This is a genomic window from Halalkalibacter suaedae (assembly GCF_017939705.1).
GTDB classification, from domain to species: Bacteria; Bacillota; Bacilli; order Bacillales; family Bacillaceae_D; genus Halalkalibacter; species Halalkalibacter suaedae.
Genome location: NZ_JAGKSQ010000009.1, coordinates 97,786 through 116,026 on the forward strand (window position 1 = coordinate 97,786; position 18,241 = coordinate 116,026).

Sequence of the window (18,241 nt, forward strand, 5' to 3'; positions counted from 1 at the left end):
CAGCTTCTGTTTTTGGAGCAATGAGGAAAAATTGAAGTGATAAGCAGAACATGATAAAGGGTGATGAAGATGAAAGTAAATATGAAATTGAAAGACCCTGCAATTGTTCAATTGATTTCTTTTTCAGATGATATTGTTTCTGATCAAAAGGTTTTCTTTGAAGGAACAGCTCAGCAATTGAGAGATCAACAATTTGGTTTGGAGTGGGATGGATTTAACCTAGGGGATCGATTTACGGTTGAAGACAATGAAGTGAAGGTTTTTAAGGTAACAGAGGAATTTGGTTCTAATTTGGAGGTTAGTAAAATTAAATACCTCATTGGCCCGACACATTTAGATACGGATAAGGTAAATAAAGCAGTTAATTAAACTACTCAGAAATGGGTAGTTTTTTTTGCTGTTAATAAAAATCATCTTGATGATGCTGTAAAACATGAAAATCGATGTAAATTTTTTGGAAGAAGATTAATATTATTTTCCTACATACACATGCTATAAATGAAATGATTATGGTGAGTTCATAAACTATTCATTTTAGAAATTTATAAGGGATGTCAACCTATGCATATATTCACTGCCATAATTAGCATTATCGCTGTTTTTATTTGGGGTGATTGGAGAAATTGGAAGACGTATCACTCAACGATATTGTTCTTTGCACTAGGTAATTTATTGTATAATTTTTTAACTGCTAATCATATATTATGGAGATTACAAGGGAATGTCGTTCCAAATCATTCACTGACTGAGATGCTGTATACTTTTGTGATTTTCCCAGCTACTGCCATTCTTTTTCTAGGGAATTATCCGAATGGAATCTTGAAGCAACTGTTACATACGCTTCAATGGATTGCTATATATGGAATTTGGGAATTCGTATATACGAAAACAGGACATATTGAATATCAACATGGCTGGTCTCTTAGCTGGTCTATCTTTGTTCTATTTATCATGTTCCCGTTGTTAAGACTCCATGTAAATCGACCTCTGCTAGCATATCTTTTATATGCAGTAGCTTCTGTTTTTCTTCTGTGGTGGTTTGAAATTCCGGTACATATATCAATTGAAGATCGTTAAAAAGAGGCTGGGACAAAAGTGATTTAACTAATAGAAAATCCGAACAATGGTGGTTGGCGGACGTAAACCGCTCCTGAAATATACTTCGCTTTCCGCGGGAAGCCGGTAAGCCTCCTCGTGCCTTGCACTGCAGGGTCTCACCTTTGACTTTTAGGTGAGGCCACTAAAAAAGGTGAAAATCACACATTTTCAGTGGCCTCTTTTAGGTCCGGCAGGAGTCTACGCATATTTCATCCCTACGTGATTGTATTATTCGGTATTTCAGTTAGGCACTTTAGTTATGTCCCAGCCTCTTTTTGCATTTATTCAAACAAAAGCCTACTATAAGTAAGTTCTTATAGTAGGCTCATAGTGTTAAAGTGCCTTTTTATTGTGCAGATCTAAAGGAAAGTCCTTTCTCTTGAATAAAAGAGACAATGGTTTCTTGTTTTATCTTATTTGAATTATACGTTAATTTTACTTCACCATCAGCAACGTCAATTAAAGCCCGTTCTATCCCTTCGATGTCCATCAGAGAAGTTTCTAATGTTTGAATAGATTTTCGATTCTGAGCAGCTTCTTCAATATAAATGGTCATTTCATTCATAGTTACATCCTCTTTTCTGAAGACTATAACGGTGCATCCTTATAAGGTTCTTCTCGGTCCTTATTATCTTCATCATGGGTGTGATGTGCAGCAGGAAATTGTCTAGGGAGATCCTGGTGCAAGTTCCTGAATTCATATGAAGAGTTACTATAATATTGTTGACCGTGCGTCCATGGGGTTTCTTTATTTTTCACAGGCTCGTTTACTCCACGGGGGGAACCATAAAAACCCTCTGGGAACTCTTCAGCTGTTAAAAAGGTTCTTTGTGTCTCTACGTTCGTGAAATCCGTATACTGTTCATCTTCTCGGCTCATATGACCCCTCCTAGATGAAATTAAGAAAGAGGTCGGAACATGATTATTATGTTTAACGAAATTCCAAACGAGTTAAGGAATTTCATCTATTTAAACAATTTTATTCCGACCTCAATCCAAAGACAGGCTACTCTTGATTCATTTGGTTGAATGCTTTTTGGATAGGCTGCATCATGTTATTCATTCCGCCGTTGTTACGACCTCTCATTAAGCCGTAAGCTGCAGCGCCAATTCCTACACCTACTAGGGAATACATCATAGCATTTCCGTTACCTTTACGCTTTTTACCATTTCCAAACATGTAAACAACTCCTTTTAGAATTTAATTTAACTAACAAGCATTTCTTAGTTTTCATTTTTACTGTCAAATTAAACAAGGGGTTCGTTACCAATTTGACTTAATAACTTTGGACTTAGCACATATTTCCTAAAATAGTGGTTAATTTAAGCTTGTAAGAAAAAATACAACATGGTTGTACAGGAGGAATTCAAATGTTTCAAAATCAAATGAACTCATCTTCAATGGGACATCAAGTTCAAAGCATGATCAACCAAATGCAACAAATGGAGCAGCAGCATGCTCAGCAATTAAAGCAGGTATCTGGGCAATTACAACAAATGTCACAACGTGAAGCAATGGTTGGTCAGCAAATCCAACAATTATCACATCTGTGCACACAGCTTATTCAAGAGAATCAACGCTTATCGTCACAATCTCAACCGCATTTTAATCAAGCTCAGCCTATGTTCAACCAGAGCCAAAACCAAAACCCAAGTCAATTTCAGTAAAACCTAACAATCATCCGGAGGGGTTTACTTGCGAGAAAAGGTAATTGTTACTGAAATCCCTAGAGAAAGACAAGAAAAGTATTCGGTAAAAGAGCTTTTTAAGTCTCCTATCTTCCATAGACAAATTCATGGCGATCAAATCTACATACCATTGGATAAGGAAAGACTCTGGGGTATATAACAGAAAGAGGTGGAAATCTTATTTCCACCTCTTTTTGCTTTGATCCATTCTGGGTTGAAAAATAACCCAGGAAAGCCAAAAATAAATAATAGAAATCATGTGATAATCAGTTTATAATACGACTCCTATCTATTTAGTACATGGGTTTGTACTACTTAAGTATCGAAAATTGGAGTGATAATATATGGCAAAGAAATCAATGATTGCAAAATCAAAGCGAGTACCTAAATATAATGTTCAAGCATATACAAGATGTCAAAAATGTGGCCGTCCTCATTCTGTTCTTAGAAAGTTTAGACTCTGTCGGATTTGTGTTAGAGAATTAGCTCATAAAGGTCAAATTCCTGGTATGAAAAAGGCTAGCTGGTAAGAGAAATAGTATCTAAAAAGGATGGGACATAAACTAAAGTGGTCAACTGAAATTCTGAACAAAGCATTTATTAGTGAATGAATATCATTAAACTTGTAACCTGTCGACCAAGTCTCATGAAGTGAGACGGCCGACAGGTTATTGGTACTTAAAGAGAGTGGCCAAAAAAGTAGCTTCGAATACGCTACCAGGATGGGGGGGCACGCACCCGCTGGAGGGCGTTAAACTAACCGCCCTCACGGAAAGCGAATTATATTTTAGGAGCGGTATCTGTACACTTCTTTGTTAGGGCTTAGATCAGTTTAGACAATTTTGTTCCTGTCTCTTTCTAGATATGCGAGGGTTACATCTAACGCTTGAAGGGTAATAAAATATAGTAAAACAAACCTTGCCAAAATACGATCCTTCTTTAATCAGAATTTGCTCGATCTGTCATACGCCAGTTAATGATAGCGATTGCTACGAAAAGAATAAACAAAAAGATATAGACTCTGTCTGACCAATTTCCGATTCCTGTAAAAGCAAGAAATACCCATAATAAAGCAGCGATAAATAGAATGATACTTCCAACCGGTATCTTTTTCATATATACGTCCTCCTAAAGCATCAGTTTTCTTAGTTTGTGCATCATCGATTAAATTAAACATGTTGAAATCCGCACAAATTGATGATGGATGCATAGGGTAATAAAGAGTGACATTTAACTTAATAAAAAAAACGAGCCTAACACGAATTAGAGAAAAACAGTATGCTAAAGGAGCTGATTATCTTGAATGAGTATGAAGGCTTGGAGTGGGAACGGCTAGTTAGGAAGCACATACCGAATGTGACAGATGAGCAATGTGAGTACATCCTTTGGGAGAAAACGACGTTCCCTTTAGGGACAATTGAGGAAATTGAAGAGAAGCTCGTCGAATACAAGCAGAAGGTTAATGGCTAGGCTACTACTGTTTCAAATTGCTATAGTTCCTTAAGGAAAAGGACTTATAGCAATTTGAAAAGAAGGATGATTCGTTTTGAAACCGAGCATTTAAGCTCGGTTTTTTTAAATTCATTCCTTTAGTTAAGAATTGAATTTATTGTATTTGTCAATTATAATTGATTTTCATTATCAATTATAATTGACTTGGTAAAGTTGAAGGAGTGAATATATGTTAAAGCGATTTTTCTCGTATTATAAGCCATATAAGTTCTTATTTATTTTAGACTTTTCGTGTGCTGTTTTTGTTGGACTGCTTGAGTTAGCCTTTCCGCTTGCGGTTAACCATGTTATTGATGAATTGCTACCGAATTCGAATTGGACCGTCATTCTTTGGGCTTGTTTAGGTCTATTGCTGATCTATACTATTAACACAGGGCTCCACTATGTTGTGACCTATTGGGGGCATATGCTCGGTATTAATATAGAGACGGATATGAGGAGAAAGCTATTTCAGCATATGCAAAAGCTTTCTTTTGGTTACTATGATAGTAATAAGACAGGGCATTCGATTTCAAGATTGACGAAGGATCTTGAAGAGATTGGCGAAGTTGCTCATCACGGACCTGAGGATGTCTTTGTTGCAGTGATGACTTTGGTTGGTGCATTTATTTTAATGCTTACAATCAATTGGAAGTTAGCAATTATTTCTTTCATTGTTATTCCATTTCTAACGTATTTAGCGATCTACTTTAATAAGAAAATGACCCGAACCTTTAGAAAGATGTTTAGTGATGTAGCAGATATTAATGCTCGTGTTGAGGACAGCATCGGTGGAATTCGTGTTGTACAAGCATTTGCCAATGAAAAACACGAACAGAAGCAATTTGGTGTTAATAATGAACGCTACCGGAAAACGAAGCTAGAATCTTATAAAATTATGGCCCAAAATGTAACGGCCAATTATATGTTTATGAGAATTATTACTCTATTTACGCTATTATTCGGAACCTTTTTTGTTATCCGTGGAGAATTAACGAATGGTGAATTTGTTGCCTTCATCTTACTAGCTAATATTTTGCTTGGACCGATTCAGAAGATTAATGCGGTTATTGAGAGCTACCCTAAGGGGATTGCTGGATTCAAGCGTTATACTGAAGTATTAGATACACAACCAGATATTGAAGATGTACCTAATGCAAGAAATGTTGAACTGAAGGGAAATATTGATTATAAACATGTTACCTTTGGTTACGAAGGTGTAGACAATGTCCTAAATGATATTAGTTTGTCAGTAAAAGCTGGCGAGACGATTGCCTTTGTTGGTCCTTCTGGAGCAGGGAAAACGACATTATGTAGCTTATTACCTCGTTTTTACGAAACAAAGGCAGGAAGCATTGAAATTGATGGAGTAGACATTCGTGAAATGAAGCTTGAATCACTTCGTAGTCAGATTGGGATTGTTCAACAGGATGTCTTTTTATTCTCAGGTACAATTAGAGAAAATATCTCCTATGGAAAATTAGATGCGACTGATGAAGAATTGCTTGAAGCGGCAAAACGAGCACAATTAGAGGAATTTATTAAGACGCAGCCACAAGGATTGGATACAGTCATTGGTGAAAGGGGAGTTAAGCTCTCAGGAGGACAAAAGCAACGACTTGCAATCGCTAGGATGTTCCTGAAGAACCCACCAATTCTTATTCTTGATGAGGCGACATCTGCCCTCGATACAGAGACTGAAGTAGCTATTCAACAGGCATTAGCTGAGTTGTCTAAAGGAAGAACAACACTTGTCATTGCCCATCGGTTAGCTACAATTAAGAATGCTGATCGGATTATGGTTGTTACAAAGGATGGTATTGCTGAGGAAGGAAATCATGAGGAACTAATTGAATCTGATGGGATTTACCGCAGATTGCATGTAGCTCAGTTCGGGTAAAAGCAGCGTATGTCGATCAACGAATTTTTTACTTGGAATTAGGGTGTTTTAATGAAAAGGCCATTGGAAAAAGGGTTAACCTTGATCAATGACCTTTTTCTATTTACTAGCAAATTGAAAAATAATTCGTTACACTAATGGATACGCATGTTGGTTTGTTGGGAGGAAAAATAATGCAATCAGATAACGAGTTCAAAGTTCCAAAACAGGTGCTGATTATGACCTCCGTCGAAGCGGAAAAAGAAGCTGTGTTGCGAGGGATTAACGGATTAGAGAGTTTTGATGTAGAGGTAGCAGGTGTAGGACCAGTAGCTTCAGCTATTTCAACAACGATCGCACTATCAAATAAAGGATATGACCTTGTTATTAATATGGGAATAGCCGGTGGATTTAAGGAAATAGCAGAGATTGGCTCGATTGTCGTTGGGACTGACTCAATTGCTGCAGATCTAGGTGCTGAAACTGCTGAAGGTTTTCAAACAATTGAAGAGTTGGGATTCGGAACATCTCTTGCAATTGCTGATCATGAGCTAGTTACAAAACTAAAAGATAAGTTGAAAGACACAGAGCTTATTGGACAAGCTGCACCGATCTTAACACTGTCAACTGTGACTGGTACGGTTGAAACCGCGCAGCAATTACAGCAGAGATATCCTAAGGCTGCAGCAGAGGCAATGGAGGGATTTGGCGTTGCAATGGCTGCTAAGAAAAAGGGAATCCCCTTTCTCGAAATCCGCTCAATCTCAAATATCATAGGTCCTCGTGACCGTGATTCATGGAAAATCAAAGATGCTTTAGTCTCTTTAGAAAAAACAGCGAAACTAGTAACGGAGGTAGTCTAGATGAACATTGCTTTTTCACCTTGTCCAAATGATACATTTGTATTTTATGCTTGGGTTCATGGTCTTATTAAAGATGCCCCAGCTCTCGATGTTACCTATGCGGATATTGATAAGACGAATAACTGGGCTGCAGAAGGCCAGGGTCCTGAAGTAATGAAAATCTCATATGCGGCTCTCCCATGGGTGCTGAAGGATTATGCTCTGGTTCCTTGTGGCGGAGCTTTAGGTAGAGGGTGTGGTCCCTTAGTTTTAACGAATTCTTCTTCGAAAGATCCAAGTCAACTAAGTGGTCGAAAGGTAGCCGTGCCAAGTGAGCGTTCAACGGCCTATTTATTATTCCGTTTATGGGCTGCCGAGCACGTTCCAGGTGGTGTTGGAGAAATCATCGTCATGCCATTTAATGAAATCATGCCGGCTGTTAGAGATGGAAGGATAGACGCAGGACTTGTTATACATGAAGCACGATTTACCTATCACAATTATGGATTATCGATGTTAACTGATTTAGGAAACTGGTGGGAGGAAGATACGAAATTACCGATTCCACTTGGGGCTATCATTGCTCATCGTTCAATGGATGCAGGTGCTATTGCAAAATGGGCAAGAGCGTCTGTTGACTATGCATGGAGTCACCCAGAAGAGACAAATGACTACGTGATGAAGCATGCCCAGGAGCTTTCAGAGGATGTAGCGAAATCACATATTGATCTTTATGTTAACGACTTTACTGCTGAATTGGGCGAGGATGGATATGGGGCAATAACTGAACTGCTAGGACGAGCAATGCGAGAGGGGCTTGTCCCGGAGTTTGATCTTGAATTGTTGAAAAAATAACAAGTAGGAGTCCGGGACAAATGTATTTTAATTAAATGAAAAGGCGAACAATAATAGATGGTGCAGAACCACTGTTCCCTGAAATTTACTTTGCTTTCCGCGGGAAGCCGGTGATCCGCATTACGCTACGCCTGTGGGGTCTCACCCTTGGCTTTTACATGAGGCCACTGAAAAAGTCACTTTTAGCAGATTCGAGGAAGCAGCAATGGCTCCACACGTTGCACGCCTGCTATGAGAAACCCACTCATAGCAGGCTTAAGACAAAGCAACGGTTACGCTCATTGCTTAAAGGCCACTGAAGAAAGGTGAAAATCACACCTTTTTCAGTGGCCTCTTTTACATCCCGCAGGAGTCTACGTATATTTCATCCGCTATGTGATTGCTTTGTTCGGTATTTCAGTTAGACAATTTAGTTATGTCCCAGCCTTTTTTGCATAAATTCTTTTTTTAATTCTTTACCCATACAATCAAGTCTTGTAGTTTAACTATCAGATAGAACTGAAGTATCTATATATGAGCCGAATAGTAAGTATGGGTTAGAAAGAAAGTAGGTAAGTTAAATTCTCATCTATCCTCTTATCAAGCGGACGGGATGGGAGGTCCGACTCCTGCAGGGGGAAAGGGCAGGTTGAAATCCACCGGCAGAGCCGGTTAGTTCAACGCCCGCCGGCGGGTGTGTGCCCCCCATCCCGGTAGCGGTGCCGAAGCATTTTATTATGGCAACGCTCATCACTACTCCCTATTCATAAGCAATATATTAGGATTTCTTTCCTTCAATCATTGTTTGTCTGATAAAGTGAATAAATTGATCATCACGCACCAACCAGGCCTTTTCGTAGCGTTTAATATTATTTTCAGCTTCAGCGAAGGAAGGGTAGGTTTGCTTTTTCACCTTATTCTCTTCTAACACCCATTCCTTATCACTTGCTGGATAAATATAAAAGGTTTTGTCTTCACTTCTATATAAGGAGCCGAGTTTAGATTCTTTAATATTAAACTGATTACGCAGTGCATCAACTCTAAGTGGTTCAATTGAAAAAGGAGTGGCGATAAAGAGCTTATAAGCTTCCTCAGTTAGTGTTGCGCCTGCTGCTTTTACGTGCCCGCCTCCGTTAAACTTCGCTGCTACTGCAGAGACATCCACTTCGTCATGGATGGTTCTAAAACTCATCTTTTTGCCGCCAAGATTTAAAATTGTAATGTAATCAAGATGTGGACAGTCTTTCCCTAAGACGTTTCCAAGTTCTGAATGATATGATTCAGCGTGAACGATGCCGACGCAGTAATCTCCAATAAATGTTTGAACAAGTTCTCTTCGCTTTCGCTTTATGTAACGTTCAATCTTTGTTTCTTCCATGTCGAGAAGTTTCTCTTCGAATTCATCAAAAGAAAATGAGTCTTCAGAAGTTAGTCGCCTTACCATTCGTTCCTCGAATTCATCAATTGATAGCATATAAAAGAGATCGTTAAGTCTTTTGGCATTCATTGTCTTATTTTGATCCCATTCCCATGTATCCCATTGCCTAACAAGGTCGACAAATTCATTTAAAGCATTTGTTTTTTCGAGATCATAGTGTTCAACTAAATAATCATATAATAATGATGTTGCACATGCGAGATGTCCATCTGGATAAGCGACTGTAACATTTCCCCAAGTGTAATCATTTAAATGTAAAGCTGTTTTATGGTGATCAATAAGAGTCACATTGCCTCCTTTTTTTATAAAGGATTCAATTCGTTCTTCATTTTCCTTATTGACCGATAAATCGGTGATGAATAAATGATCATCTTCAACAGCCTTTTCCAAATACCGTTCAACTTGTAAATCAAGTCCTTGAACTGAATTGTAACGATTGGTAACATTTGCTCCAAAAGCGATACGAGCAATAATGCCACAACTAACTCCGTCTAAATCGTTATGAGAATATACATGATACATAATAAATCCCTCCTACCTCTTTAGTATGCTGTTATTTTAGAGAATTATCGAGTCTAAATTACAATTATCTTTAAAATTAGGCGTAATTTAGAAAGAAGGGTCATTGAGGAGCAACATTAGACAGCTCAATTTTAAAAATTGGTAAAACAAATGTAACGGTAATTTACACAAGGTAATGGTATCATGGAACTAGATTGGTTTTTTTTATGCAGAAATGGAGGCCGTTGGATGGAAACGAACTTAATGCGAGTGAGAGATATCATAGAAAATATTGAACGCGTTGTTGTAGGGAAACGAAAAGAAATCGAACTTAGTCTCGTTAGTCTATTTGCTGGAGGACATGTTCTTTTGGAGGATGTTCCTGGTGTCGGTAAAACAATGATGGTCAAGGCCATTGCTAGATCGCTTGGAGCGGATTTTAAGCGTATCCAATTTACACCTGATTTGCTCCCCTCTGATGTGACGGGGGTCTCTATATTTAATCAGCAAACTCAACAATTTGAGTTTCGTCGAGGACCAATTATGGCAAATGTCGTATTGGCGGATGAAATTAACCGAACATCGCCAAAAACACAGGCAGCTCTTCTTGAATCTTTAGAAGAAGGTAGTGTGACGGTAGATGGTGAAACAATTAAGTTAGAAAGACCATTTTTTGTGATGGCAACCCAGAATCCGGTTGAATATGCGGGGACGTTCCCGTTACCAGAGGCACAGCTAGACCGATTCTTACTAAAATTAAAACTAGGTTACCCAGATGAATTAGATGAATTTGAAGTATTAAATCGTCTGCAGCACGAGCATCCTCTTGAAAGATTAGTACCAGTAATGTCTACAGAAGAAGTTATTAACATTCAAAAGAAAGTGATCGATGTTCATGTAGGTGATGATTTAAAGGGGTATATCGTTGATTTAGTGCAACAAACGAGGAAAAATCGTTTCGTCGAACTTGGCGTTAGTCCACGTGGGACGATTGCTTTAATGAAAGCTTCGCAGGCTTTTGCGTATATTCAAGGACGTGATTATGTGATCCCTGACGATGTAAAGCATCTTGCCCCATATGTATTAGCACACAGGTTAATTCTTACAGCAGAAAGCAAAATGACGAACCGAACAGAAGAACAAGTCATCTACGCTATCCTTGAACAAACGCGCGTACCTGTCCAACAAAGAAGGTTATCTAAAACGTGATGAGAAAGCGATTAGGAATGATCGGTTCTTATATTAAATATCTATTTCTCTTTGTGATGCTAGTAATTCTGTTTGCTTATGCGATGTTTCAAGGTGGTTTTGTTAGCTGGTTTCTTTTCTATAGTGTAGTTACGGTTTTAGTATGCACTGTTTTAGTCACTCTTTACCCCTTTCAGGTTAAGGGAGTTGAAAGGATTGTTTCGAAGGACGCGTTGCAAGCAGGGGAACGGTTAGATGTTAAGGTTATCCTTTATAAGCATCCCCTTCAGCCTTTTTTCGTCGTTCGTGTATTTGATCGGTTGCCTGAGAACCTCGGCAAACAAAGCGGTCAAGGGGCATTATTTTTCTTTTCGTTTCAAAGGAAGCTTGAATTAACCTATACGATTGATGACGTGAAAAGGGGAGTACATTCCTTTGGTGATGTGACGGTAGCTTTTGGCGACTTGTTTGGTCTATTTGAACTGAAAAGAAATCTCGCGGTTAAATCGGATACAGCTGTGCTTGTGTATCCTGCATACCGTATCCTAGAATCATTACCGTTAGCGGGTAATCCAAAGCATCTAGAAGGTCAACAGAATCGCCATTCTTATCAGGAGGATCGAGCTCTTGCAGGAGTGCGTAATTACGTACCCGGTGATCGATTGACGAGTATTGATTGGAAGCAGACTGCTAGATCGACTAGTCTGATGACAAAGGAGTTTGAATCGTTTCAAGGAGAAGGTGTCATCGTTGCATTCGATTCGTTTGTAAATAAGAAGTCAAAGGCTGTGTATGAACGTACTATAGAGCTTGCCGCGTCAATGTTGATGACCTTTGCTAAGAAACAATCTTTCCTTCAAGTATCTGTCCGTTCGGATCATTGGAATACCTTATCTGTTTCAAAGCACTCGTTAACGACCGGACTTAGGCTATTGGCTCAGGCGATGCCAATTCAGGATCCTGTTAAACCGATAGATAAGATTTATAAACACTGGCAAGGAATGCATGTCTACTATGTTAGTACTGAGTTAGATCATCAACTTCTCGCCGCTTGTCAAACGATGCGAGAGCAAAAAGTTATCGTCACTATATGCATGATTGCAATCACTGATCATGATCGTTCTTTTATTAAAGAGTTTCAGAAATATGGAATTGAAGTAATTGAACTAATGAATGAATGAACTGACGGGGTATAGGAGGGAATGTCGTGCGAGTTGAAAAGAAACAAATGGAAATAGGCAGAGACTTCTTTCTATATGGTCTGAGTTTCTTATTGCTTATGGAATGGCTACTTCCGCTTCCGCATATAACAGATACCGGCTATATCCATGTCTTTGTTTTATGTATGGCGGTATTTTTCTTTATCACCTTTCTACAATTGCCGATTGTGCTTTCAATGCTGCTTAAATTTTTGACAATTGTCTACGGAGTATATTTAGTTTTCTATAATATGTCCTTTTTTTCGATAGATTGGGTTCTGATTTTTCTTGATGAGCTGCTGCTAAATCTTAACTTTATGCTTAGCGGGGAATGGCATGCCTTAACAGATGTGTTTCGAAGTATGTTATTTTTGGTGCTCTTATCAATTATGAGTTATCTATTATTCTATTGGACTGTGTATGCACGAAGGGTTTTATTCTTTTTTGTCTTTACGGTAATTTTTGTCACTGTCATCGATACATTTACAGCCTATGATGCGACGTTCGCCATTATCCGTACATTTTTTATTGGCTTTCTGTTGCTGGGTCTTATTACAATGTACAGATTGATTGAACAAGAAAAGCTTCACTCGGGACCTAAATTTTTACCAGCCAAATTGGCATCAGTCCTTGTGGTGATGATTGTTTTTGGGGCGACGTTCGGATTACTTTCACCGAAGCCAGATCCTCAGTGGGCTGACCCTGTTCCCTATGTTCGTGCTGCTATTGGCTTACCAAGTAGTGGTGAGGGAGTCCGGAAAATTGGTTATGGAAATAACGACGAAAGTCTAGGTGGGGGCTTTGTTGACGATAGTTCATCGATTTTCTACGCGGCAGCGAAGGAAGAGCATTACTGGCGTGGAGAGACGAAAGACTTCTATACAGGACGTGGTTGGGAGACTACCACTCCTGATGAGGTAACTGATATGGTTACAATCAACGACAATGCGGGATATGTGACGACTGAGGAAATGATTGCGGAGGTCGCTTTTAGTGAGGAAGCGTCTACTCGTCATGATCATTTATTTTATCCAGGAGCTTTTCTTGAATTATTAAATAAAGACGAGGTTGATGTGAGAGTAAATCGTTATACGGAAAAGGCGAGTACGATTAGTGGTGGAGAATTAGTCGGTTTAGCTGATTATCGTATGACCTATTCCTATCCGACTTACTATATTGAGGGTCTGAGGGCAACGAACGAACAAGATCCCGAAGAAATTAAGTCATACTATACACAAGTTCCTGAATCACTCCCAGATCGTGTCAGAGAACTTGCTCAAGAAATTGTTCAAAATGAAGATAATCGTTATGATAAAGCAAAAGCAGTTGAGCAATATTTCTCTTTAAATGATTTTGATTATGAAACAGAAAATGTCCCAATTCCGGTAGGGCAAGAAGATTATGTCGATCAATTTTTATTCGAAACAAGAAGAGGTTACTGTGATAATTTTTCAACTTCAATGATTGTCTTATTGAGAACACTTGATATTCCTGCACGCTGGGCAAAGGGCTTTACTCAAGGTGAGGTTGTAGAACAGCTTGATGATGATAGGAATGTCTACGAAGTGAAAAATAGCAATGCCCATTCTTGGGTTGAGGTTTACTTCCCTGAAGTAGGCTGGGTACCGTTTGAGCCGACACAAGGATTCTCCTCTGCGTATGAATTTGTTGAGCCGGAGCTTGACACAGAGCTTCCGGATCAACCAGAAGTGGAGCCTGAACAACCAGTTCAGGAGGAAGAAGAGCCTGAGGTGGAGGAAGCCTTTGCAGATGCCGAGGAGAGCGAGGTGTCACCACTTCCTACGCGTTCATCAAACTGGACGATTCCAGGTGGACCTTGGTTACTTGCAGGCGTGTTTCTTGCTTTAGTGATGTTCATTATTATTAAGAATAAAAAGATCGTTCAATACTTTGTGTTAAGAAGGTATAAGCACCGAAGAGATGAAACGGCATTTCTTCCTGCTTATGAGCGTTTACTCTGGTTGTTCCAGTACTTTGGTTATAAGAGAAATGATGGAGAAACATTACGCGAATACGCAACAAGAATGGATCGAACACTTGAAACGGAAGAAATGACTGCATTAACAACCGAATACGAACGAATCACTTACGGGGGACGCCCTCTTGATTCTAGTTGGAAAGAACAAAAATCGAACTGGTTAACACTAGTTCAGAAAATCGATTCTTGACCATCTAATAGGTGATTGTTAAAATGAATCAGTATTTATCAGAGAAAATAACCTTCGTATATCCTAAGGAAGATGGCCTAGGAGTCTCTACCAGATGTCCAATTACAATCTGACTACGAAGGCAGGATGATGCTAGAATTCTGCCTTTGTCAGTATATGACTCGGTACGGATTCTAGCTTCTTTTTTTATATGCTTGTAAGGTTGAATCTACTATAAAGGATGGGACAGAATGAGTGAAATTAATCAAGAAATGATTGTTGTTCTAGATTTTGGTGGTCAATATAATCAGCTTATTACTAGACGTATTCGTGATTTAGGTGTGTACAGTGAGCTTCGTTCTCATAAAATCACAGCTAAAGAGATTAAAGAATTGAATCCAAAAGGGATTATATTCTCAGGTGGGCCAAACAGTGCTTATGTTGAAGGTGCTCCTCATTGTGACCCGGCTATTTTCGATTTAGGTATTCCGATTTTAGGGATCTGTTATGGTATGCAATTGATGACCCAGCACTTTGGCGGGAAGGTCGATGCAGCTGATCACCGTGAATACGGGAAAGCAACAATCAAAATTGAAAACCAGTCGAAGCTTTTCCTAGGTTTGCCAATTGAGCAAACGACATGGATGAGTCATGGTGATTTAATTTTATCTCCACCAGAAGGATTTGTTGTCGATGCATTTAATCCTTCTTGTCCGGTTGCGGCAATGAGTAATGAATCAAAGCAATTCTACGGAGTTCAGTTCCATCCAGAGGTTCGTCATTCTGAATTCGGTGATGACATGTTGAAGAATTTCACTTACGAAATTTGTCAATGTGATGGTAAGTGGTCAATGGAGAATTTCATTGAAATCGAAATTGAGAAAATTCGTGAGTTAGTTGGGGACAAGCAGGTACTATGTGCGCTAAGTGGTGGTGTTGACTCATCTGTCGTAGCTGTCTTGATTCACAAAGCAATCGGTGATCAACTAACATGTATGTTTATCGACCATGGTCTTCTTCGTAAAGGTGAAGCGGAGAGTGTCATGAAGACATTTAGTGAAGGTTTTAATATGAATGTCATTAAGATCGATGCACAGGATCGTTTTCTAGGAAACCTAAAGGGGATTTCTGATCCGGAACAGAAAAGAAAAATCATTGGGAATGAATTCATTTATGTATTTGAAGAAGAGGCAGGAAAGTTAAAGGATATGGACTTCCTTGCACAAGGAACGCTTTACACAGATATTATTGAAAGTGGTACAGATACAGCACAAACGATTAAATCACACCATAATGTTGGTGGTCTCCCTGAGGATATGAAGTTCAAGTTAATCGAACCTTTGAACACATTATTTAAGGATGAGGTTCGTAAATTAGGAAGTGAGCTTGGTATTGCGGATGAAATCGTTTGGAGACAGCCATTCCCAGGTCCAGGTCTAGGGATCCGTGTTCTTGGAGAGATCACAGATGAGAAATTGGAGATTGTTCGTGAATCTGATGCGATCCTTCGTGAAGAAATTAAGAAGGCTGGACTTGAACGCGAGATTTGGCAATACTTCACAGCTCTTCCTAATATGAGAAGTGTCGGTGTCATGGGTGATGCACGAACGTATGACTACACGGTTGGTATTCGTGCGGTCACGTCAATTGATGGGATGACATCTGACTGGGCAAGGATTCCGTGGGATGTACTTGAGCTTATTTCAACTCGAATTGTAAATGAAGTAAAGCATGTAAATCGTGTTGTTTATGACATTACATCTAAGCCGCCTGCGACAATCGAGTGGGAATAACGAATAATTATTAATAAAACCATTTTAATGTTCGTATTTTCGTTGACAAAAACAAGGTTGATTGATAGACTCTTTTTAGAGATAAAAAGCAATATTAGTTTCATAAGAGTCTTTTCGTATATATGCAGGAATAAGGCCTGCGCGTTTCTACCGAGCTACCGTAAATGGCTTGACTACGATTAATCAACCTGCAGTTTTTGTTTTCGGGATACGATTTTTTGTTAGTTAAGCTTCCATTCGGGACGAAATGGAGGCTTTTTTTGTGTATATTAACGAGAAGACACAAACTTGGAGGGTGAAGAGAGATGGATCGTTATTTTGGTTTTAAGGAGCATGGAACGAGTTATGGACGAGAGGCAATTGCTGGTTTAACAACCTTCTTGGCTATGGCGTATATTTTATTTGTTAATACAGATATTTTAAGTGCAACTGGTATGGATCCTGGGGCTGTTTTTACAGCGACAGCATTGTCTGCTGCGATTGGTACGCTGATTATGGGGTTAGTTGCTAACTACCCAATTGCATTAGCACCGGGGATGGGATTAAATGCATTCTTCGCCTTTTCGGTTGTTATTGGATTAGGGATCGATTGGAAGGTTGCTTTGTTTGGAGTATTTGTTTCTGGAATTATTTTTATTATCATTTCTCTATTCAAAGTGCGTGAGTTGATCATTAATGCCATTCCGGCTGAACTAAAATACGCATCTGCTGCGGGTATTGGATTATTTATCGCATTTATTGGTCTTAAGCAAGCCGGAATTGTTGTTGCTGATGAAGCGACAGTTGTCGGTTTAGGTCATATGTTAAAGCCTACAACGCTATTAGCTATTTTTGGGATTATTGTATCAGTTATTTTAATTGTTCGTGGTTTTAAAGGTGGAATCTTCTATGGAATGGTTATCACGGTCATTGCTGGGATGGTTACAGGGTTAATTGACCCTCCAGCTTCTATTGTTGGACCTGTTCAAAGTCTTGCTCCGACATTTGGTCAAGCATTTAACTTAGATTGGTCAGAGGTCCTTACTTGGAAACTATTAATCGTCATTTTGACATTCTTGTTTGTTGATTTCTTTGATACTGCCGGAACGCTTTACGCCGTAGCTAACCAAGCTGGATTCGTAAAAGATAACAAGCTTCCTCGAGCTGGAAAAGCTCTTCTTGCGGATTCTACAGCGACATCTGTTGGTGCCATTCTTGGGACATCAACGACTACAGCCTATGTTGAGTCTGCGTCTGGTGTAGCGGCAGGTGGACGTACTGGTTTTACTTCGGTGGTTACGGCTGCATTGTTCTTAGTTGCTTTGTTCTTTTCACCGTTACTAGCTGTGGTAACAGAACAGGTGACAGCTCCTGCATTAATTATTGTAGGTATTTTAATGGCTTCTTCATTAAAGTTAATTGATTGGAATAAGTTTGAGATTGCTGTTCCAGCTTTTCTAACTGTTGTAGCAATGCCGTTGACATATAGTATTGCAACTGGGATTGCGATTGGATTTATTCTGTATCCAATTACAATGGTGACAAAGGGAAGAGCGAAAGAAGTTCATCCTATTATGTATGTATTATTCTTTGTTTTCCTTGGTTATTTTATTTTCTTGTCTGAGTAGTTATGAATGTACCAAAGGAAGGTAGCGATGTTCGCTACCTTCCTTTTTTTGTTTGTCTAGGTTATTACTATATAATGTATAGAATTCTGGTTTGTTACGCTTGTTCATTTAATAGCGGTGTTAAGAGTTTCATTATTTTATTCGTATCTATTTTTTTCTTTTTTGAAAAATCATTGACTTAATTAGAGGAAAAGTGATATATTATCTTTCGTTGTCGTTTCTTCACTTCACAGCTTATGGAAACATCCTATGCTTTGACGCTTTGAAAATAATTGTTGACTTTATTTAATAGAGTTGATATTATAGAAAAGTCGCTAAGAACGATAAGCGAACGAGTTCTTTGAAAACTGAACAAAAGCCAAGCGAAAAATAAGAGATAAAATGTTTTATCTCGTCAATTTAGACTTTTTTAAAAAGTCAGCAACAAGTATTGAGCTATTTAAACTCAAACCAATTTTATGGAGAGTTTGATCCTGGCTCAGGACGAACGCTGGCGGCGTGCCTAATACATGCA

Annotated in this window: 18 protein-coding genes, 1 rRNA gene and 2 riboswitches; of the genes, 14 read left to right on the forward strand and 5 right to left on the reverse strand. The window is 38.9% G+C overall.

Annotated elements, in window-relative coordinates; all coding sequences use genetic code 11:
* Nucleotides 1–69 precede the first annotated feature (69 nt).
* Complete coding sequence (locus J7W16_RS18190) at nucleotides 70–369, forward strand: hypothetical protein (RefSeq protein ID WP_210598913.1); 300 nt, start codon at nucleotides 70–72, stop codon at nucleotides 367–369.
* Nucleotides 370–561: 192 nt separating this feature from the next.
* Nucleotides 562–1,077 (forward strand): CBO0543 family protein, encoded by a 516-nt coding sequence (locus J7W16_RS18195; protein ID WP_210598914.1) that lies wholly within the window; start codon nucleotides 562–564, stop codon nucleotides 1,075–1,077.
* Nucleotides 1,078–1,444: 367 nt separating this feature from the next.
* On the opposite strand, the gene J7W16_RS18200 is transcribed toward J7W16_RS18195, so the two are convergent.
* From J7W16_RS18200 to J7W16_RS18210, 3 genes are all read right to left on the reverse strand, one after another.
* On the reverse strand, nucleotides 1,445–1,663 hold the full coding sequence (locus J7W16_RS18200; protein WP_210598915.1) for a hypothetical protein: 219 nt from the start codon (nucleotides 1,661–1,663) through the stop codon (nucleotides 1,445–1,447).
* A gap of 23 nt (nucleotides 1,664–1,686) precedes the next feature.
* Nucleotides 1,687–1,977, reverse strand: coding sequence for a hypothetical protein (locus tag J7W16_RS18205; protein ID WP_210598916.1), 291 nt, complete (start codon nucleotides 1,975–1,977; stop codon nucleotides 1,687–1,689).
* Between the two features lie 127 nt (nucleotides 1,978–2,104).
* Nucleotides 2,105–2,278, reverse strand: coding sequence for a hypothetical protein (locus J7W16_RS18210; protein ID WP_210598917.1), 174 nt, complete (start codon nucleotides 2,276–2,278; stop codon nucleotides 2,105–2,107).
* Nucleotides 2,279–2,469: 191 nt separating this feature from the next.
* Between J7W16_RS18210 and J7W16_RS18215 the strand changes: the two genes are divergently transcribed.
* Nucleotides 2,470–2,766, forward strand: coding sequence for a hypothetical protein (locus J7W16_RS18215; RefSeq protein ID WP_210598918.1), 297 nt, complete (start codon nucleotides 2,470–2,472; stop codon nucleotides 2,764–2,766).
* A 365-nt stretch (nucleotides 2,767–3,131) separates the two neighbouring features.
* On the forward strand, nucleotides 3,132–3,317 hold the full coding sequence (locus J7W16_RS18220) for a type Z 30S ribosomal protein S14 (protein WP_210598919.1): 186 nt from the start codon (nucleotides 3,132–3,134) through the stop codon (nucleotides 3,315–3,317).
* Nucleotides 3,318–3,726: 409 nt separating this feature from the next.
* Here the strand turns inward: J7W16_RS18220 and J7W16_RS18225 are convergent, their stop codons facing one another.
* A complete protein-coding gene (locus tag J7W16_RS18225) occupies nucleotides 3,727–3,903 on the reverse strand; it encodes a hypothetical protein (RefSeq protein WP_210598920.1) in 177 nt (58 codons plus the stop codon).
* Between the two features lie 183 nt (nucleotides 3,904–4,086).
* Between J7W16_RS18225 and J7W16_RS18230 the strand changes: the two genes are divergently transcribed.
* The 4 genes from J7W16_RS18230 (at nucleotide 4,087) to J7W16_RS18245 (ending at nucleotide 7,854) form a co-directional block, all read left to right on the forward strand.
* The gene (locus tag J7W16_RS18230) at nucleotides 4,087–4,257 is read left to right on the forward strand and encodes a hypothetical protein (protein ID WP_210598932.1); all 171 of its coding nucleotides are present in this window, start codon (nucleotides 4,087–4,089) and stop codon (nucleotides 4,255–4,257) included.
* Nucleotides 4,258–4,468: 211 nt separating this feature from the next.
* On the forward strand, nucleotides 4,469–6,178 hold the full coding sequence (locus J7W16_RS18235) for an ABC transporter ATP-binding protein (protein ID WP_210598921.1): 1,710 nt from the start codon (nucleotides 4,469–4,471) through the stop codon (nucleotides 6,176–6,178).
* Nucleotides 6,179–6,351: 173 nt separating this feature from the next.
* Nucleotides 6,352–7,020, forward strand: coding sequence for a futalosine hydrolase (locus tag J7W16_RS18240; RefSeq protein ID WP_210598922.1), 669 nt, complete (start codon nucleotides 6,352–6,354; stop codon nucleotides 7,018–7,020).
* Nucleotides 7,021–7,854 (forward strand): 1,4-dihydroxy-6-naphtoate synthase, encoded by an 834-nt coding sequence (locus J7W16_RS18245; RefSeq protein ID WP_210598923.1) that lies wholly within the window; start codon nucleotides 7,021–7,023, stop codon nucleotides 7,852–7,854.
* Nucleotides 7,855–8,611: 757 nt separating this feature from the next.
* On the opposite strand, the gene J7W16_RS18250 is transcribed toward J7W16_RS18245, so the two are convergent.
* Nucleotides 8,612–9,793, reverse strand: a complete 1,182-nt coding sequence (locus J7W16_RS18250; RefSeq protein WP_210598924.1) for a DHH family phosphoesterase — start codon at nucleotides 9,791–9,793, stop codon at nucleotides 8,612–8,614.
* Between the two features lie 228 nt (nucleotides 9,794–10,021).
* Here J7W16_RS18250 and J7W16_RS18255 point away from each other — a divergent pair, with 228 nt between their 5' ends.
* The 6 genes from J7W16_RS18255 to J7W16_RS18280 all read left to right on the forward strand — a co-directional run.
* Nucleotides 10,022–10,981, forward strand: coding sequence for an AAA family ATPase (locus J7W16_RS18255; RefSeq protein ID WP_210598925.1), 960 nt, complete (start codon nucleotides 10,022–10,024; stop codon nucleotides 10,979–10,981).
* The gene (locus tag J7W16_RS18260; RefSeq protein WP_246880101.1) at nucleotides 10,981–12,141 is read left to right on the forward strand and encodes a DUF58 domain-containing protein; all 1,161 of its coding nucleotides are present in this window, start codon (nucleotides 10,981–10,983) and stop codon (nucleotides 12,139–12,141) included. Before J7W16_RS18255 ends, J7W16_RS18260 begins: the two co-directional genes overlap by 1 nt.
* Before the next feature lie 26 nt (nucleotides 12,142–12,167).
* Nucleotides 12,168–14,348: a DUF4129 domain-containing transglutaminase family protein gene (locus J7W16_RS18265; RefSeq protein WP_346726964.1), complete on the forward strand. Its 2,181-nt coding sequence runs from the start codon at nucleotides 12,168–12,170 to the stop codon at nucleotides 14,346–14,348.
* Between the two features lie 34 nt (nucleotides 14,349–14,382).
* A riboswitch (purine riboswitch) is annotated at nucleotides 14,383–14,484 on the forward strand.
* Between the two features lie 94 nt (nucleotides 14,485–14,578).
* Entirely contained in the window at nucleotides 14,579–16,120 is a 1,542-nt protein-coding gene (gene guaA / locus J7W16_RS18270; RefSeq protein ID WP_210598927.1) for a glutamine-hydrolyzing GMP synthase, read from the forward strand.
* A 94-nt stretch (nucleotides 16,121–16,214) separates the two neighbouring features.
* Nucleotides 16,215–16,316: riboswitch (purine riboswitch) on the forward strand.
* Nucleotides 16,317–16,425: 109 nt separating this feature from the next.
* Entirely contained in the window at nucleotides 16,426–17,727 is a 1,302-nt protein-coding gene (locus J7W16_RS18275) for an NCS2 family permease (protein WP_210598928.1), read from the forward strand.
* Nucleotides 17,728–18,182: 455 nt separating this feature from the next.
* Nucleotides 18,183–18,241: ribosomal RNA gene (locus J7W16_RS18280) — 16S ribosomal RNA — on the forward strand; the annotation flags it as partial.